The organism is Pseudovibrio sp. Ad37 (assembly GCF_001623075.1).
GTDB lineage: Bacteria > Pseudomonadota > Alphaproteobacteria > Rhizobiales > Stappiaceae > Pseudovibrio.
Genome location: NZ_LMCF01000213.1, coordinates 1 through 17,785, shown reverse-complemented (window position 1 = coordinate 17,785; position 17,785 = coordinate 1). Strand labels below are relative to the sequence as shown.

14 protein-coding genes, 1 tRNA gene and 1 pseudogene are annotated in these 17,785 nt (G+C 50.8%); all 16 read left to right on the top strand.

Annotated features, from left to right (window positions below; all coding sequences use genetic code 11):
* Positions 1 to 127 (top strand): annotated as a pseudogene (gene tuf / locus PsAD37_RS27910) (elongation factor Tu); the annotation flags it as partial.
* A 111-nt stretch (positions 128 to 238) separates the two neighbouring features.
* A tRNA-Trp gene (locus PsAD37_RS22150) sits at positions 239 to 314 on the top strand.
* A gap of 119 nt (positions 315 to 433) precedes the next feature.
* Positions 434 to 625 carry a preprotein translocase subunit SecE gene (gene secE / locus PsAD37_RS22145; protein WP_063297949.1) on the top strand — a complete coding sequence of 64 codons (192 nt, stop codon included), beginning with the start codon at positions 434 to 436 and terminating at the stop codon, positions 623 to 625.
* A gap of 38 nt (positions 626 to 663) precedes the next feature.
* The gene (gene nusG, locus PsAD37_RS22140) at positions 664 to 1,197 is read left to right on the top strand and encodes a transcription termination/antitermination protein NusG (protein WP_057464835.1); all 534 of its coding nucleotides are present in this window, start codon (positions 664 to 666) and stop codon (positions 1,195 to 1,197) included.
* A gap of 121 nt (positions 1,198 to 1,318) precedes the next feature.
* Positions 1,319 to 1,747 (top strand): 50S ribosomal protein L11, encoded by a 429-nt coding sequence (rplK, locus tag PsAD37_RS22135; protein ID WP_063297948.1) that lies wholly within the window; start codon positions 1,319 to 1,321, stop codon positions 1,745 to 1,747.
* Positions 1,748 to 1,753: 6 nt separating this feature from the next.
* Positions 1,754 to 2,449: a 50S ribosomal protein L1 gene (rplA, locus tag PsAD37_RS22130; RefSeq protein ID WP_063297947.1), complete on the top strand. Its 696-nt coding sequence runs from the start codon at positions 1,754 to 1,756 to the stop codon at positions 2,447 to 2,449.
* Positions 2,450 to 2,791: 342 nt separating this feature from the next.
* Complete coding sequence (gene rplJ / locus PsAD37_RS22125; protein WP_063289485.1) at positions 2,792 to 3,310, top strand: 50S ribosomal protein L10; 519 nt, start codon at positions 2,792 to 2,794, stop codon at positions 3,308 to 3,310.
* A 60-nt stretch (positions 3,311 to 3,370) separates the two neighbouring features.
* A complete protein-coding gene (gene rplL, locus PsAD37_RS22120) occupies positions 3,371 to 3,739 on the top strand; it encodes a 50S ribosomal protein L7/L12 (RefSeq protein WP_063289484.1) in 369 nt (122 codons plus the stop codon).
* Between the two features lie 201 nt (positions 3,740 to 3,940).
* Positions 3,941 to 8,083 carry a DNA-directed RNA polymerase subunit beta gene (rpoB, locus tag PsAD37_RS22115; protein ID WP_057464830.1) on the top strand — a complete coding sequence of 1,381 codons (4,143 nt, stop codon included), beginning with the start codon at positions 3,941 to 3,943 and terminating at the stop codon, positions 8,081 to 8,083.
* A 101-nt stretch (positions 8,084 to 8,184) separates the two neighbouring features.
* Positions 8,185 to 12,387 (top strand): DNA-directed RNA polymerase subunit beta', encoded by a 4,203-nt coding sequence (gene rpoC, locus PsAD37_RS22110; protein WP_063297946.1) that lies wholly within the window; start codon positions 8,185 to 8,187, stop codon positions 12,385 to 12,387.
* A gap of 222 nt (positions 12,388 to 12,609) precedes the next feature.
* Positions 12,610 to 12,912, top strand: coding sequence for a hypothetical protein (locus tag PsAD37_RS22105; RefSeq protein ID WP_057464828.1), 303 nt, complete (start codon positions 12,610 to 12,612; stop codon positions 12,910 to 12,912).
* 213 nt (positions 12,913 to 13,125) lie between these two features.
* Entirely contained in the window at positions 13,126 to 13,872 is a 747-nt protein-coding gene (locus PsAD37_RS22100) for an SDR family oxidoreductase (protein ID WP_063297945.1), read from the top strand.
* Between the two features lie 581 nt (positions 13,873 to 14,453).
* The gene (rpsL, locus tag PsAD37_RS22095) at positions 14,454 to 14,825 is read left to right on the top strand and encodes a 30S ribosomal protein S12 (protein WP_057464826.1); all 372 of its coding nucleotides are present in this window, start codon (positions 14,454 to 14,456) and stop codon (positions 14,823 to 14,825) included.
* A 16-nt stretch (positions 14,826 to 14,841) separates the two neighbouring features.
* Positions 14,842 to 15,312, top strand: a complete 471-nt coding sequence (gene rpsG, locus PsAD37_RS22090) for a 30S ribosomal protein S7 (protein ID WP_063297944.1) — start codon at positions 14,842 to 14,844, stop codon at positions 15,310 to 15,312.
* A gap of 24 nt (positions 15,313 to 15,336) precedes the next feature.
* Positions 15,337 to 17,412 carry an elongation factor G gene (fusA, locus tag PsAD37_RS22085; RefSeq protein ID WP_063297943.1) on the top strand — a complete coding sequence of 692 codons (2,076 nt, stop codon included), beginning with the start codon at positions 15,337 to 15,339 and terminating at the stop codon, positions 17,410 to 17,412.
* Between the two features lie 48 nt (positions 17,413 to 17,460).
* A partial coding sequence (locus tag PsAD37_RS22080; RefSeq protein WP_193778323.1) for a GTP-binding protein occupies positions 17,461 to 17,785 on the top strand: 325 nt, incomplete at its 3' end.

Here is a 17,785-nt window from a genome sequence, read left to right as displayed (position 1 = left end):
TGGTGATAACGTTGCTGTTTCAGTTGAACTTATCGTACCAATCGCTATGGAAGATGGTCTGCGCTTCGCTATCCGTGAAGGCGGTCGTACCGTCGGCGCTGGTGTTGTAGCTGAAATCATCGAATAAAGACTTTTAAAGTCTTTACATATCGTGCCGCGGTGGTTATTGCGGTACGGTTCCTTCCAGTGAGTTGATTATTGGTCGGAAAAAGGTTTTGTCCCATGCTTGGGGCTTTGTAGGGGTATAGCTCAGTTGGTAGAGCGACGGTCTCCAAAACCGTAGGTCGCGGGTTCGAGCCCTGCTGCCCCTGCCATCTCTTTGGTTGAGAAAAATCTTGATTAATCGAAGTTGGTGGCATATGAAGAGTTTTTCAGGGATAGGGTGCGTGGAAGAATCTACGCGCCCACCTGTCGTGTAATGGGCCGGGACCGGATGGCAAAAACCAATCCTTTTACATTTATCCAGCAAGTTCGTTCTGAAACTGCGAAGGTAACTTGGCCGACGCGTAAGGAAACTGGCGTGACCACCTTGATGGTGTTCATTATGGTTTTCCTGGCGGCGATGTTCTTTCTTGCTGCTGATCAGCTGATGAGCTTAGGTATCAGTTTTCTGCTTGGCTTCTAAAGGCTTAGCGGGCAATTATAGTAGGAACGGGATTTAAGATGGCTAAGCGCTGGTATATTGTGCACGCTTATTCGAACTTCGAGCGTAAAGTTGCTGAAGCGATTAAAGAAAGAGCTCAGCAGCAGGGTCTTGAAGATTCATTTGACGAAGTTCTGGTTCCGACCGAGAAGTTCGTAGAGGTACGTCGCGGTCGCAAAGTTGATGCTGAGCGTAAGTTCTTCCCAGGATACGTTCTGGTGAAGATGGAGATGAGCGACGATGCTTATCACCTGATCAACGATACGCCGAAAGTTTCTGGCTTCCTCGGTAACGACAAGAAGCCGATGCCGATCTCCGAGGCTGAAGCGCAGCGTATTCTTAATCAGGTTCAGGAAGGTGTCGAAGCTCCGAAACCTTCTGTCAGCTTTGAAGTTGGTGAACAGGTTCGCGTCAGCGATGGCCCGTTTGCTTCCTTCTCTGGTCTCGTCGAGGAAGTCGATGAGGAACGGGCACGTCTGAAAGTGACAGTGTCCATCTTCGGCCGGGCTACCCCGGTTGAACTTGAATACGGACAGGTCGACAAAGTCGGTTAAGTCCGAGATGGGGCGGCAGGTGAAGCGCACTTTCGTCGGTGTGCTGGAAGCCAGACCGCCCGCTCTCTTATCCAGTGAAATGCGTTAAGCGTGATTTCACAGATCCATTCTGGAGAGAATTATGGCGAAAAAGATTGACGGCTACTTAAAGCTTCAGGTGCCAGCAGGTTCTGCTACACCATCCCCACCAATTGGTCCTGCGCTGGGTCAGCGCGGTCTGAACATCATGGAATTCTGTAAGGCGTTTAACGCTAAGACCCAGGATGTTGAGAAAGGTGCTCCTTGCCCAACCATCATTACTTATTACTCCGATAAGTCTTTCACTTTTGAAGTTAAGACAGCTCCGGCTTCTTTCTTCCTTAAGAAAGCTGCGAAAGTCAAATCTGGCTCAGCAACTGCTGGTCGCGGTACCATCGCGTCCGTGACTAAAGCTCAGGTTCGTGAAATCGCAGAAGCTAAGATGAAAGATCTCAACGCTAACGACGTCGAAGCAGCAATGCTGATGATCGAAGGCTCCGCCCGTTCCATGGGTCTGGAAGTTACGGAGTAAAGTATCATGGCTAAAGTAGGTAAGCGCATTAAAGCTGCTCGCGAAGGTATTGATCGTAACAAAGAGTACGCAGTAAGCGAAGCTCTTGGTGTTGTTAAGTCTGGCTCCACTGCCAAGTTTGACGAAACCATCGAAGTTGCAATCAACCTTGGTGTTGACCCACGTCACGCAGACCAGATGGTTCGTGGTGCATGTGTTCTTCCAAACGGTACCGGTAAAACTGTACGCGTTGCTGTATTTGCTCGTGATGCGAAAGCTGATGAAGCAAAAGCTGCTGGCGCAGACATTGTTGGTGCTGAAGAGCTGGTTAAAGAAGTTCAGGGCGGTACCATCAACTTCGATACCGTCATCGCAACTCCTGACATGATGCCACTCGTTGGTCGTCTCGGTAAAGTTCTCGGTCCTCGCGGCATGATGCCTAACCCTAAGGTTGGCACTGTGACCCCTGACGTGACCAAGGCTGTTAAAGACGCCAAAGGTGGTTCTGTACAGTTCCGCGTTGAAAAAGCTGGTATCATTCACGCTGGCGTTGGCAAAGCTTCTTTCGAAGCTTCCAAGCTGGAAGAGAACGTGAAAGCGTTCGTTGATGCAGTGATCAAAGCTAAGCCATCAGGTGCAAAAGGTACTTACGTTAAGCGCGTAGCCCTTTCATCCACGATGGGACCTGGTGTGAAGGTTGATCTTGGTTCTATTACCGAGTAAACACCTCGCCTATAAGAGTTACCTCCCGCTTTCATGTGGGAGGTTTTACCGCTGAAAGACTGTTATGGTCCTTCGGCATCCCTGTCCGAGACTGCAGGTGCCAACGTTTGTTGGTTTAAGCTTTTGATAAGAAAGGCCTGCATAGATGGAGAAGAACTGATTTGGTTGATATGCAAAATGCAATTCAACCTTGCGGTTCGAACCAAATTGCCTTGCTGCGTCTCTCCGGCGCGTAAGGGGACAGGACCCTAATCGTCGTTGTCGAGGTTGGGTTTAGCCCAATTTTGATGCGGCAAAGGCAAACCGGCGGCAATGAGAATTGCTGCCAACTGGAGAAGGCAAGTGGAAAGAGCGGATAAGCAAAAGTTCGTCAGCGATTTCAACGAAGTGTTGTCGAACACTGGCGTTGCAGTTGTTGCGCACTATGCGGGCCTTTCAGTTTCTCAGATGACTCAGCTGCGTGCTGATGCTCGTGAAGCTGGTGGTACCGTAAAGGTTGCTAAAAACCGCCTTGTCAAGCTTGCCCTTCAAGGCACTGAACTAGAGCATATCAGCGACCTGTTCACAGGCCCAACTGTCATCGTCTACTCTGACGATCCAGTTGCTGCGCCTAAGGCTGCTGCTAACTTCGCTAAGGCTAACGAAAATTTCGTAATCCTTGGTGGTGCTCTTGGTTCAACTAACCTGGATACTGCTGGTGTTAAAGCACTGGCAGCGATGCCGTCTCTGGACGAGCTTCGTGGCAAGCTGGTGGGTATGCTTCAGACCCCAGCGACCCGTATGGCCATGGTTACGAGCGCACCGGCCGGGCAACTTGCTCGCGTCTTCAATGCGTACGCCGAGAAGGACCAAGCCGCGTAAGGCGGAACCACATAATTTTTGTCAAAACCGAAAACGGTTCGAACAACAAGGTACTGAAAAATGGCTGATCTCTCAAAGATCGTAGAAGAACTCTCCGCACTGACCGTTATGGAAGCTGCTGAGCTTTCCAAGCTGCTCGAAGAAGAGTGGGGCGTTTCCGCTGCTGCTCCTGTAGCTGTTGCTGCTGCTGGTCCTGCTGCTGAAGCAGCTGAAGAACAGACTGAATTCGACGTTATTCTGGCTGATGCTGGCGCGAAGAAAATCAACGTGATCAAAGAAGTGCGTGCGATCACGGGTCTTGGCCTGAAAGAAGCTAAAGAGCTCGTAGAAGGCGCTCCAAAAGCTGTTAAAGAAGCAGTTTCTAAAGACGAAGCTGCTGAGCTGAAAAAGAAGCTCGAAGAAGCTGGTGCAAAAGTAGAACTCAAGTAATCCTGAGTTCTTCAGATATTGGTCCCGGAGTAATCCGGGACCTTTTCCGTACCCTGGCGGGTTTCCCGGCCGGGGTAAACGTCCCAACGGGGGAGGGTGCCTGACAGCGCCCTATTGTGGACGGTTCTGAGAAGCTACGTTTTCTGCCATGCAGGGCGTCGTTTTTCTGAACCGTCACCTTGAGTGATACGAGGAGCGACAATGACGCAGACGTTCAACGGTCGCAAGCGGGTCCGTAAATACTTCGGATCCATCCGCGATGTAGCGGCTATGCCAAACCTTATCGAAGTGCAGAAGGCGTCTTATGACCAGTTCTTGCAGGTTGATAAGGTTGAAGATAACCGCGTTGACGAAGGCCTAGAGGCCGTATTTAAGTCCGTATTCCCCATTTCGGATTTTGCAGGCAATTCCCTTCTTGAATTCGTAGATTACGAATTCGAAGCACCAAAGTATGATGTGGAAGAGTGCCGCCAGCGTGATATGACTTACGCTGCGCCACTGAAGCTTACGCTTCGCCTCATCGTGTTTGATGTGGATGAAGATACTGGCGCAAAATCGGTTAAAGACATCAAAGAACAAGATGTCTACATGGGCGATATTCCGTTCATGACCGATAACGGTACCTTTGTGATCAATGGTACAGAACGCGTTATCGTGTCTCAGATGCACCGTTCCCCGGGTGTATTCTTTGACCATGACAAAGGTAAGACCCACTCTTCCGGTAAACTTCTGTTTGCTGCACGTGTGATCCCTTACCGTGGTTCATGGCTCGATATCGAATTCGATGCTAAGGACATTGTCCACGCACGTATCGACCGCCGTCGTAAGATCCCTGTGACATCTTTGTTGATGGCGCTTGGTCTTGATAGCGAAGAGATTCTCAATACCTTCTATAACCGTATCGACTACGTGCGTAACGGCGAAAACAGCTGGTCCGTACCGTTCGATGGTGCTCGTCTTAAGGGTACTAAAGCAACTGCCGATATGGTTGATGCTGCTAGCGGTGAAGTGGTTGTTGAAGCTGGTAAGAAAATTACCGCTCGTACAATCCGTCAGTTGACCGAAAAGGGTGTTAAATCTCTTAAGGGTACTGATGATGATCTGTTTGGCCAGTACCTTGCCGAAGACATTGTTGATACGCGTACTGGTGAGATATACGCTGAAGCTGGTGAAGAGCTGACTGAAAAGCTTCTTCATGAGCTTATCGAGCGTGGCTACCACGATCTGCCTGTTTTGGATATCGACTACGTTAACGTTGGTCCTTTCATCCGCAACACGTTGGCTGCTGACAAGAATGACGGCCGCGAAGGTGCTCTGTTTGACATCTACCGCGTTATGCGTCCTGGTGAGCCGCCAACCATCGAAACCGCTGAGGCTATGTTCCAGTCTCTGTTCTTCGATGCTGAGCGCTACGACCTTTCCGCGGTTGGCCGTGTGAAGATGAACATGCGTCTTGACCTTGAGTGTGAAGATACTGTTCGTGTTCTGCGTAAAGACGATATCCTGTCAGTGATCAGCCTGCTGCTTAATCTTCGTGATGGCCGCGGCGAAATCGATGACATCGATAACCTTGGTAACCGCCGTGTTCGCTCCGTTGGCGAACTGATGGAAAACCAGTACCGTGTTGGCCTGCTGCGCATGGAACGTGCGATCAAGGAGCGTATGAGCTCCGTTGAGATCGACACTGTGATGCCTCAGGATCTGATCAACGCAAAACCTGCTGCAGCAGCTGTACGTGAGTTCTTCGGTTCTTCCCAGCTGTCTCAGTTTATGGATCAGACCAACCCACTCTCTGAAGTGACGCATAAGCGTCGTCTTTCAGCGCTTGGGCCTGGTGGTTTGACCCGTGAGCGCGCAGGCTTTGAAGTTCGTGACGTTCACCCAACACACTATGGTCGTATCTGCCCGATTGAAACACCGGAAGGTCCGAACATTGGTCTGATCAACTCACTGGCAACCTTTGCACGTGTGAACAAGTATGGCTTTATTGAAAGCCCATACCGCCGTGTTATTGATGGCCTTGTGACGAAAGACGTTGTCTATCTCTCCGCTATGGAAGAGAGCAAGTACTACGTTTCTCAGGCAAACGCTGAGATGAACGAAGATGGTAGCTTCGTGAACGACCTGGTTCAGTGTCGTCATGCGGGTGAAAACATCTTGGTCACCTCTGATCGCGTTGATCTGATGGATGTGTCTCCGAAGCAGCTGGTTTCCGTTGCTGCGTCGCTCATTCCGTTCCTTGAGAACGATGATGCGAACCGCGCATTGATGGGCTCCAACATGATGCGTCAGGCTGTGCCGCTCGTTCGTGCACAGGCTCCATTTGTTGGTACCGGTATGGAACCAATCGTTGCTCGTGACTCTGGCGCTGCTATTGGCGCACGTCGCGGCGGTGTGGTTGACCAGGTTGATGCAACACGTATCGTTATTCGTGCGACAGAAGATCTGGATCCTTCCAAGTCTGGCGTAGACATCTACCGCCTGATGAAGTTCCAGCGTTCCAACCAGGACACCTGTATCAACCAGCGTCCGCTGGTGAACGTAGGTGATCGGGTTCGTAAGGGTGATATCATTGCAGACGGTCCTTCGACTGATCTGGGTGATCTGGCGCTTGGCCGTAACGTTATGGTCGCGTTCATGCCTTGGAACGGCTACAACTTCGAGGATTCCATCCTTCTGTCCGAGCGTATCGTTCGCGATGACGTCTTCACCTCCATCCACCTCGAAGAATTCGAAGTGATGGCGCGTGATACGAAGCTTGGCCCTGAGGAAATCACTCGCGATATTCCTAACGTTTCTGAAGAAGCGCTGAAGAACCTTGACGAAGCCGGCATTGTTTATGTTGGTGCTGAGGTGAAACCAGGCGACATTCTCGTTGGTAAGATCACTCCAAAGGGTGAAAGCCCAATGACACCAGAAGAAAAACTTCTGCGTGCGATCTTCGGTGAGAAAGCTTCTGACGTTCGCGACACATCCATGCGTCTGTCTCCAGGTGTATCCGGTACTGTTGTTGAAGTTCGTGTATTCAACCGCCACGGCGTTGAAAAAGACGAACGCGCAATGGCTATCGAACGCGAAGAGATTGAACGTCTTGCGAAAGACCGCGACGACGAACAGGCAATTCTTGACCGTAACGTCTATGGCCGTCTGGCTGAGATGATCATGGGTCATGTGACTGTTGGTGGTCCGAAGAACTTCCGCAAGGGTGTTGAGATCGACGGAAACGTTCTGAACGAATTCCCACGTTCTCAGTGGTGGCAGTTTGCGGTCGAAGACGAGCAGCTGATGAGCGAGCTGGAAGCGCTTCGTGGTTCTTATGATGAGAGCCGTAAGCGTCTGGAACAGCGCTTCATCGACAAGGTTGAGAAGCTGCAGCGTGGTGATGAGTTGCCACCTGGCGTGATGAAGATGGTTAAGGTCTTCGTTGCGGTTAAGCGTAAGATTCAGCCTGGTGATAAGATGGCTGGTCGTCACGGTAACAAGGGTGTGGTTTCCAAAATCAACCCATGTGAAGACATGCCATTCCTGGATGACGGTCAACACGTTGATATTGTTCTGAACCCACTCGGCGTTCCATCCCGTATGAACGTTGGTCAGATTCTTGAAACACACCTTGGCTGGGCTTGTGCCGGCATGGGGCAGAAGATCGGCGAGCTTTACGACGAATATCGTAAGTCTGGCGAGATCGAACAGCTTCGTGGCAAGGTCGTTGAGATCTACGGCGACAACATCAAGGGTGAGCCGGTTCAGGAATACGACGACGAAGGCATTGCTAAACTTGGTGAGCAGCTGCGTCATGGCGTTTCCATCGCGACTCCGGTCTTTGATGGTGCACGTGAACCTGACGTTGTTGACATGCTGAACATTGCTGAGATGAAGCCATCCGGTCAGTCTACATTGTATGACGGACGTACCGGTGAACAGTTCGACCGTCAGGTCACTGTGGGTTACATCTACATGCTTAAGCTTCACCACTTGGTTGACGATAAGATCCACGCGCGTTCTATCGGACCTTACTCTCTTGTTACTCAGCAGCCGCTGGGTGGTAAGGCGCAGTTCGGTGGTCAGCGCTTCGGTGAGATGGAAGTGTGGGCGCTTGAAGCTTATGGCGCAGCGTACACCTTGCAGGAAATGCTCACTGTTAAGTCTGATGACGTGGCAGGTCGTACCAAGGTTTATGAAGCTATCGTCCGGGGTGACGACACATTTGAGGCGGGTATTCCTGAGAGCTTTAACGTTCTCGTCAAGGAAATGCGTTCCCTGGGCCTCAATGTCGAGTTGCAGGATAAGGAACCGCGTCAGAAAGCCAATGATGACGCTGAAGCAATCGATGCCGCGGAATAAGACCTTTCAAGGTATTTCGCTGTAAGTCATGTATTCATGCCGGAAGAGGGGAGCCTGCTTATTAGCACGCTCCCCAAACCGCGCATTTTAGGAGAGAGCTGATGTCGCAAGAGGTCATGAACCTGTTCAATCAACAGGCTCCCGCACAGACCTTCGATCATATCCGCATCTCGATCGCCAGCCCGGAGAAAATTCTGTCCTGGTCGTTCGGTGAGATCAAAAAGCCGGAGACGATCAACTACAGAACTTTCAAGCCAGAGCGCGACGGGCTGTTCTGTGCTCGGATTTTCGGTCCTATCAAGGACTATGAGTGCTTGTGCGGTAAGTATAAGCGCATGAAATATAAAGGCGTTATCTGTGAGAAGTGTGGCGTTGAAGTCACCTTGTCCCGTGTACGCCGTGAACGTATGGGCCACATTGAGCTTGCTGCTCCTGTTGCGCATATCTGGTTCCTGAAGTCGCTGCCATCCCGTATTGGCATGCTGTTGGATATGACGCTTAAAGATCTTGAGCGCATCCTGTACTTTGAGAACTACGTTGTTATTGAGCCAGGCCTTACTCCTATGAAGCTGCGTCAGCTGCTTTCGGAAGAAGAATTTGTTGCGGCTCAGGACGAATATGGTGAAGACAGCTTCACTGCTATGATTGGTGCTGAAGCGATCCGCGAGATCCTTGCCAGCATGGATCTGCAGCGTGAATCTGAAAAAATTCGCCAGGAAATTGCAGAAGCAACCACGGAGCTGAAGCCTAAGAAACTGGCGAAGCGCCTGAAGGTTGTTGAAGCGTTCATCGAGTCCGGAAACCGTCCTGAATGGATGATCCTGACTGTTGTTCCTGTGATTCCACCGGATCTACGTCCGTTGGTTCCACTGGACGGTGGCCGTTTTGCGACGTCTGACCTCAACGACCTTTATCGTCGTGTGATCAACCGTAACAACCGCCTGAAGCGTCTGATCGAGCTTAAAGCGCCTGACATCATTATTCGTAACGAAAAACGTATGCTGCAGGAATCTGTAGATGCGCTGTTCGATAATGGTCGTCGTGGTCGTGTGATCCAGGGTGCAAATAAGCGTCCTCTGAAGTCCCTTTCAGATATGCTGAAGGGTAAGCAGGGTCGTTTCCGTCAGAACCTTCTCGGTAAGCGCGTGGATTACTCCGGTCGTTCCGTTATTACTGTGGGTCCTGAACTGAAGCTGCACCAATGTGGTCTGCCGAAGAAGATGGCGCTTGAGCTGTTCAAGCCGTTCATCTACTCCCGCCTCGATGCAAAGGGTTATTCTTCCACTGTTAAACAGGCGAAGAAGCTCGTTGAAAAAGAGCGTCCGGAAGTTTGGGATATCCTTGATGAAGTGATCCGCGAGCATCCGGTTCTTCTGAACCGTGCGCCTACGCTTCACCGTCTTGGCATTCAGGCCTTCGAACCTACCCTGATTGAAGGTAAGGCAATCCAGCTGCACCCACTCGTTTGTTCCGCGTTTAACGCTGACTTCGATGGTGACCAGATGGCTGTTCACGTTCCGCTTTCTCTGGAAGCGCAGCTTGAAGCCCGTACTCTCATGATGTCCACCAACAACATTCTGCATCCGGCGAACGGTGGTCCGATCATCGTACCGTCCCAGGATATTGTTCTTGGTCTCTACTACCTGTCCATTATGGCAGATGGTGAGCCAGGTGAAGGCATGGCCTTCGGTAACATGGGTGAGTTGCACCACGCGCTGGAAAACGGTGTTATCACTGTTCACTCCAAAATCCGTGGCCGCTTCAAATCTGTTGATGAGCTGGGCAACCCAACCTCTGAAATCCATGAGACCACTCCTGGTCGTCTGATGATTGCAGAGCTGCTGCCGAAGCACTTCGAAGTACCGTTCGATTCCTGTAACAAGCTGATGACCAAAAAAGACATCTCCAAGATGATCGATACGGTTTATCGTGCTTGTGGCCAGAAAGAGACCGTTATCTTCTGTGACCGCGTTATGCAGCTTGGCTTCAAAAACGCATGTCGTGCTGGTATCTCCTTCGGTAAGGATGACATGGTTATCCCTGATACCAAGGCGACACTCGTTGAAAGCACCACCACTTTGGTGACTGAATACGAACAGCAGTACAACGACGGTCTGATCACTCAGGGCGAGAAGTACAACAAGGTTGTTGACGCCTGGGCGAAGTGTACTGACAAAGTCGCTGATGAAATGATGGGCCGCATCTCTGCGACCGAGTACGAAGAGGACACAGGTCGTCAGAAACAGATGAACTCTGTTTACATGATGGCTCACTCCGGTGCGCGTGGTTCTCCAGCGCAGATGAAGCAGCTCGGCGGTATGCGCGGTCTGATGGCGAAACCAGATGGTTCCATCATCGAAAACCCGATTATCGCGAACTTTAAAGAAGGTCTGTCGGTTCTCGAGTACTTCAACTCCACCCACGGTGCCCGTAAGGGTCTTGCCGATACGGCGTTGAAAACTGCGAACTCCGGTTACCTGACACGTCGTCTCGTGGACGTTGCACAGGACAGCATTATTCTCGAAGTTGACTGTGGTTCTACCGGTGGCATTACCGTTCAGCCAATTGTTGATGCTGGTAACGTGATCGCGACCCTTGGTATGCGTGTTCTTGGCCGTACTGCGGCTGAAGACATCCGTAACAACAAGACTGGCGAAGTGCTCGTTCCTAAGGGACGTATGATTGACGAGAAGGACGTGGAGCTTCTTGAAGCTGCCAAGGTCCAGATGGTCAAGATCCGCTCTGTGCTGACTTGTGAAACCAAGACTGGTGTATGTGCGACCTGTTATGGCCGTGACCTTGCACGTGGTACTCCGGTGAACATCGGTGAGGCTGTTGGTGTTATTGCTGCGCAGTCCATTGGTGAGCCTGGTACTCAGTTGACCATGCGTACGTTCCACATTGGTGGTACGGCACAGGTTGTTGATAGTTCCTTCATTGAATCCAACTTTGAAGGCACCGTGAAGATGCGCAACCGCAATGTGGTTCGAGACTCCGACGGCAACAACATTGTCATGGCACGTAACATGTCCATCATTATCGTAGATAGTGACGGTAATGAGCGTTCTACGCATCGTCTGACTTACGGTGGTAAAATCTTCGTTGACGAAGGTGACGTCATCAAGCGCGGTGATCGTATTTCTGAATGGGATCCGTACACTCGTCCGATCCTGACAGAACTTTCCGGTCGTGTTGGCTTTGAAGATTTGGTGGATGGTTCCTCTATGCAGGAAACTGCTGATGAAGCGACCGGTATCACCAAGCGTGTTGTTATCGACTGGCGTTCTTCTCAGCGTGGTGCTGATCTGAAGCCTGCTATGGTTATTCAGGATGACAGCGGCAAGATCAAGAAACTGGCTCGCGGTGGCGATGCTCGTTCCCTGCTTTCCGTTGACGCTATTTTGTCAGTACAGCCTGGTGACATGGTTTCTGCTGGTGACGTTCTTGCACGTATTCCTCTGGAATCTGCAAAAACGAAAGACATCACCGGTGGTCTGCCTCGTGTTGCAGAACTGTTCGAAGCACGTCGTCCGAAAGATCACGCGATTATCGCTGAGCTTGACGGTACGATCCGCTTTGGCCGAGATTACAAAAACAAGCGCCGCATCATCATCGATCCTACCGATGAAAGCCTGGAGCCTGTTGAGTACCTCATCCAGAAGAACAAGCACTTCCACCTGCAGGAAGGGGACACTATCGAGAAGGGTGAATACCTTGTTGATGGTAACCCGGCACCGCACGACATTCTTGCGATTAAGGGCGTAGAGGCACTGGCTGCCTTCCTCGTTAACGAGATCCAGGAAGTTTATCGTCTGCAGGGCGTGGGCATTAACGACAAGCACATCGAAGTGATTGTTCGTCAGATGCTCCAGAAGGTTGAGATCACTGATCCGGGCGAAACAGAGTACTTCTCTGGTGAGCAGGTCGATAAGATCGAATTTGATGCAGCTAACCAGCGTGCGATTGATAATGCACGTGATCCTGCCAAGGGTGTTCCAGTTCTTCTGGGTATCACGAAGGCAAGCTTGCAGACTCGTTCGTTCTTCTCTGCTGCATCGTTCCAGGAAACAACGCGTGTTCTGACTGAAGCAGCTGTCTTCGGTAAGATCGATCCACTGGACGGTCTGAAAGAGAATGTGATTGTTGGTCGTCTGATCCCAGCGGGTACAGGCGGGGCGATGAACCGCACTCGTAAGATTGCGACACTGCGTGATGATCTCATCCAGGACGCTCGCCGTTCAGCTTCTACTGCTGGTACTGCGGACTCCATGCTTGAAGATTTCAGCCGTGACGGTCAGTTCTAGTGAGCTGCAAAATCTAAATTGAGGTCAAGCCGCCCTTCAGGGCGGCTTTTCCGTTTATGGCGGATGGTTGCTTGTGGCGACCTGCTGACCTGCTACTAACAAGAAAGACGCGTGTCTGATTTTGGAAGCTTAGGCCCCTTGGCAGATACGTCTGGTGTTTTGAATTGAAACGTATCCTTTCGGTCGGGCTGGACTGAGTGGGGGCGTGATGAAGGAAATAAAATGTCTGATCAGATTGAAGAAGAAAATGGTGATGACACCCCTCCAGTTGTCTACCTGATTATGGGCCGTGCCTGGAAAGAGGAAGACGGTGAAGAAGAAGATGGTCTTCCGTTCCACGTAATGGTGACCGCGCCTGATGACGATGGTGCAGTTCGCCGTGCCGTTGAAGCGTTGGGTGAACAGGGTTTCGTGGATGCAGCTCTTGATCAGCTGGGATACATCACGGAAACACCGGAGGAAGAGTTCTTCGTTCAGCCTTATAAAGACGCACTGGCAGGCAATGTTTCAGTGATCACGTTCTAAAAATTGAACTGATGATCCGATTTTGGATTTTGGAAAGGAGAGGGGGACCTCTCCTTTTTCGCGTTTGGGGAGAGGGGGAGGTGTAAATGCGTCTCTGCTGAGACGCTTCAAATATGTAGTGACCTTGCCCGACTTGTGAGTACAGTGATCTTCCGGCTTTGCACTTGAAGCCAGAGTTAAATGGAGCCAACGTTCTTGGGGAATGCTACTTCGATGATTGTATTGGTAACGGGTGCCAGCAAGGGCATTGGTCAAGCCACCGCGGTTGCTTTTGCCGAAGCTGGTTATGATGTCTGTGTGAACTATCATTTTGATGAGCCTGGAGCTGGTGAGACTGTCCGGCGATGCAAAGAGGTTGGCGTTCGTGCGATTGCTGTTGCTGCGGATGTGGCTGATCTTGAGGCTGTGCGCCAGATGTTTGTCATTTGTGACGAGAGACTTGGGCCGATTACTTGCCTTGTCAATAATGCCGGCATCATAGGGGGATCGTCCTCCTTAGTGGACTTGGATAGCTCGGCGTTGGTTTCGACTTTTCAGACCAATGTGTTCGGCATGATCTATTGCATGCAAGAAGCAGCTAAACGCATGAGGACTGACCAAGGTGGTTCTGGTGGTGCGATTGTAAATATGTCTTCGATTGCCGCCGTGATGGGGAGCCCAGGGGAGTATGTTCACTACGCCGCTTCAAAAGGTGCAGTGGAAACACTGACGGTTGGTGCGGGTAAAGAATTTGGGCCCCTCGGTATTCGGGTGAATGCGATCCGTGTGGGAACAACCGCGCCCGACATGCACCAGCGGGAGGGGAACCCTGATCGTCCGGCCCTTGTTGCTGCTGCAACGCCTCTTGGTCGTATAGCCGAGCCTTCAGATATTGCAGAGGCTGCTGTCTGGCTGGGATCATCCGGGGCAGGATTTGTGAGTGGGACCACACTGACGGTTGCCGGTGGCCTTGCTCCCTAACTAGGTGTGTTCGGTGTTTGAGACTTGAGGCGACGACGTGCCTTCGCCCTGTGGCAGTATTTGCACTTAAAGGGCGTAATTGAATTTGAGTTAAAGCTGCAAGAATCAAATGACCTGCGGAAATGACGATGAGTCAGAGTAGGGATGTGCTTAACTTCCTTTTAATCTTCAGAGTCAAACTGCAATGAACACTTAAGCGCCTCCAAATTTTGAGGTCTTCCGCGAGGAAATTGCTGAATCTACGCGAATCTTGGGATACACCGTATGAATCTGAGAGTCTGGGGCTAAGAATCTCTTGGAAGGGACTTGACGAACAGTGTCCTGATGAGTAGGTTCCGGCAACCTTATGGCAAGCAGTAAGCAATGTCCTTCTCCTGAGGCGCCTCGCCTCGGAGTACTGAAGCTTAAACGTTGTCGGGTTCAAAGGCGAATACAAGTCGAATGCAAGACCGCGGACCCGTCCGTGGTCCTCTGGTTTCGCGGTGCCCTTCACGAATAATCGTTCGTGGATTTGGTGCGCATGCGTATGTCTACCAGAAACTGCGTCCGGTCGAAGAGCAAAAGTAGTTAAAGGGCAAATTATGCCAACGATCAACCAGTTGATCCGTAAGCCGCGTACAGTGCCGGCGAAGCGGAACAAAGTTCCAGCGATGGAAGCGTGCCCGCAGAAGCGCGGCGTGTGTACTCGCGTATATACAACCACTCCTAAGAAGCCTAACTCAGCGCTTCGTAAAGTGGCAAAAATCCGTTTGACCAATGGCTTTGAAGTTATTGGTTATATCCCGGGTGAAGGTCATAACCTCCAAGAGCACTCCGTTGTCATGATCCGTGGTGGTCGTGTAAAGGATTTGCCTGGTGTTCGTTACCACATCATCCGTGGCGTTCTTGACACCCAGGGTGTTAAAGATCGTAAACAGCGTCGTTCCAAGTATGGCGCTAAGCGTCCGAAATAATAGGATATAGACCGATATGTCCCGCCGTCACGCCGCTGAAAAGCGTCAAGTTATTCCGGATCCTAAGTTCGGAGATATCGTCGTTACTAAGTTCATGAACGCAGTAATGCTCGATGGTAAAAAATCCACCGCAGAACGCATCGTATACGGTGCATTCGATGCGATCGAAACTAAAGCTAAGGCTAGCCCGCTCGAGATGTTCCATCAGGCGCTCGAAAACGTTATGCCACAGGTTGAAGTTCGCTCCCGTCGTGTTGGTGGTGCAACTTATCAGGTTCCAGTCGAAGTTCGTACAGAGCGTCGTCAGGCACTTGCTATCCGCTGGCTGATTTCTGCAGCTCGCGGTCGTAACGAAACCACAATGGTTGGTCGTCTATCCGGTGAATTGCTGGATGCTGCGAATGGCCGTGGTAACTCCGTTAAGAAGCGCGAAGATACTCACCGGATGGCTGAAGCTAACCGTGCATTCTCGCACTACCGTTGGTAATCACCCTGGATAGAGGCTGACGCTATGTCACGTACGCACAAAATCGAGGACTACCGTAACTTCGGTATCATGGCTCACATCGATGCTGGTAAGACGACCACTACAGAACGTATTCTGTATTACACTGGTAAGTCCCATAAGATCGGTGAAGTTCATGATGGTGCAGCTACCATGGACTGGATGGAGCAGGAGCAGGAGCGTGGTATTACCATTACTTCAGCTGCTACGACTGCCCACTGGAACGGTAAGCGTCTGAATATCATTGACACTCCAGGTCACGTTGACTTCACGATTGAAGTTGAGCGCTCCCTGCGTGTTCTTGATGGTGCAGTTGCACTTCTCGATGCGAATGCTGGTGTTGAACCTCAGACTGAGACCGTATGGCGTCAGGCTGATAAGTACAACGTTCCACGCATGATCTTCGTCAACAAGATGGACAAACTCGGTGCTGATTTCTTCCGCTGTGTAGAAATGATCGAGAAACGTCTTGGCGCAACTCCAGCATGTGTTCAGCTGCCGATCGGCGCTGAAAACGAATTTGCTGGTGTTATCGATCTGCTCAAGATGAAAGCATTGGTTTGGAACGGTGAGGCTCTTGGAGCAAGCTGGGATGAACTGGATATTCCAGAAGATCTCGCTGACCAGGCTGCTGAATACCGCGAAAAACTGATCGAGATCGCTGTAGAAGTAGAAGAAGAAGCTACTGAAGCATACTTGGAAGGCGAAATGCCATCCAACGAAAAGCTTCAAGAGCTTATTCGTAAGGGTACCATTGCTGGCAACTTCGTTCCAGTATTGTGCGGTACAGCATTCAAGAACAAAGGCGTTCAGCCTCTTCTTGACGCTGTTGTAGATTACCTTCCTAACCCGGTTGAAGTGCCGGCGATTAAAGGTATCGACGCCAAGACTGAAGAAGAAACCACTCGCGAATCTTCTGATGAAGAGCCGCTTGGTATGCTCGCATTTAAAATCATGAACGATCCGTTCGTTGGTTCTTTGACCTTCGCACGTATTTACTCTGGTGTGCTGAATAAAGGCTCATCCGTGCTGAATACTGTTAAGGGCAAGCGCGAACGCGTTGGTCGCATGATGCAGATGCACTCAAATTCCCGCGATGACATTGATGTAGCCTATGCAGGCGACATTGTGGCCATCGCAGGCCTGAAGGACACGACCACTGGTGATACGCTTTGTGATCCTCTGAAGCCTGTTATTCTGGAACGCATGGAGTTCCCGGATCCGGTTATCGAGATCGCTGTTGAGCCTAAAACCAAAGGTGACCAGGAAAAGATGGGTCTTGCCCTGAACCGCCTGGCTGCTGAGGATCCGTCCTTCCGCGTGAAGACAGATGAAGAGTCCGGCCAGACAATCATTGCTGGTATGGGCGAACTTCACCTGGACATCCTTGTTGATCGCATGAAGCGTGAATTCAAGGTTGAAGCAAACATCGGTGCACCTCAGGTTGCTTACCGTGAAACCATTACCAAGCCTGCTGATGTGGATTATACCCACAAGAAGCAGTCCGGTGGTACTGGTCAGTTTGCTCGCATCAAACTCTCTATCGAGCCAAATGTTGTTGGTGAAGGTTTTGAGTTTGCTAACACGATTGTTGGCGGTAACGTTCCTAAGGAATACATCCCTGGTGTATCCAAAGGTATCGAATCCGTCATGTCCTCTGGTCCACTTGCTGGCTTCCCGATGGTCGACATTAAAGCTACCCTCACTGACGGTGCTTACCATGATGTTGACTCGTCTGTGCTCGCATTTGAGATCGCAGGTCGTGCTGGTTTCCGCGAAGCTGTGGCTAAAGCAGGTCCAAAGCTTCTGGAACCTATCATGAAGGTTGAGGTTGTCACTCCAGAAGACTATATGGGTGACGTGATTGGTGATTTGAATTCCCGTCGTGGACAAATCGCCGGTACCGAAAACCGCGGTGTCGTGACCGTTATCACTGCTATGGTTCCGCTGGCCAACATGTTTGGTTACGTGAACAACTTGCGTTCCATGTCCCAAGGACGTGCGCAGTATTCCATGGTGTTCGATCATTACGACCAAGTCCCGCAGGCTGTTGCTGACGAGGTTATGGCGAAATACGCCTAAACCTCATTAGACCAGTCAAAGGGATTCAAGAGAGAACGGAGAGATCCGATGGCTAAAGAAAAATTTGAACGTAATAAGCCGCACGTCAACATCGGCACAATTGGCCACGTTGACCACGGTAAAACTACACTGACCGCAGCGATTACTAAATCCTTCGGTGATTTTAAAGCATACGACGAAATCGATGGCGCTCCTGAAGAGCGTGCTCGCGGTATCACTATTTCAACAGCACACGTTGAATATGAAACCGAAGCTCGTCACTACGCACACGTTGACTGCCCAGGCCACGCTGATTATGTGAAAAACATGATCACTGGTGCTGCACAGATGGACGGCGCGATCCTCGTTGTTAACGCTGCAGACGGCCCAATGC

What these genes read in the sequence shown, in the direction of transcription:
- rpsG (WP_063297944.1), top strand. Translation starts at nt 14,842, where the DNA reads ATGTCCCGCCGTCACGCCGCTGAAAAGCGTCAAGTTATTCCGGATCCT.
- PsAD37_RS22100 (WP_063297945.1), top strand. Translation starts at nt 13,126, where the DNA reads ATGATTGTATTGGTAACGGGTGCCAGCAAGGGCATTGGTCAAGCCACC.
- PsAD37_RS22105 (WP_057464828.1), top strand. Translation starts at nt 12,610, where the DNA reads ATGTCTGATCAGATTGAAGAAGAAAATGGTGATGACACCCCTCCAGTT.
- secE (WP_063297949.1), top strand. Translation starts at nt 434, where the DNA reads ATGGCAAAAACCAATCCTTTTACATTTATCCAGCAAGTTCGTTCTGAA.
- fusA (WP_063297943.1), top strand. Translation starts at nt 15,337, where the DNA reads ATGTCACGTACGCACAAAATCGAGGACTACCGTAACTTCGGTATCATG.
- rplK (WP_063297948.1), top strand. Translation starts at nt 1,319, where the DNA reads ATGGCGAAAAAGATTGACGGCTACTTAAAGCTTCAGGTGCCAGCAGGT.
- rpsL (WP_057464826.1), top strand. Translation starts at nt 14,454, where the DNA reads ATGCCAACGATCAACCAGTTGATCCGTAAGCCGCGTACAGTGCCGGCG.
- rpoB (WP_057464830.1), top strand. Translation starts at nt 3,941, where the DNA reads ATGACGCAGACGTTCAACGGTCGCAAGCGGGTCCGTAAATACTTCGGA.
- rpoC (WP_063297946.1), top strand. Translation starts at nt 8,185, where the DNA reads ATGTCGCAAGAGGTCATGAACCTGTTCAATCAACAGGCTCCCGCACAG.
- nusG (WP_057464835.1), top strand. Translation starts at nt 664, where the DNA reads ATGGCTAAGCGCTGGTATATTGTGCACGCTTATTCGAACTTCGAGCGT.
- rplA (WP_063297947.1), top strand. Translation starts at nt 1,754, where the DNA reads ATGGCTAAAGTAGGTAAGCGCATTAAAGCTGCTCGCGAAGGTATTGAT.
- rplL (WP_063289484.1), top strand. Translation starts at nt 3,371, where the DNA reads ATGGCTGATCTCTCAAAGATCGTAGAAGAACTCTCCGCACTGACCGTT.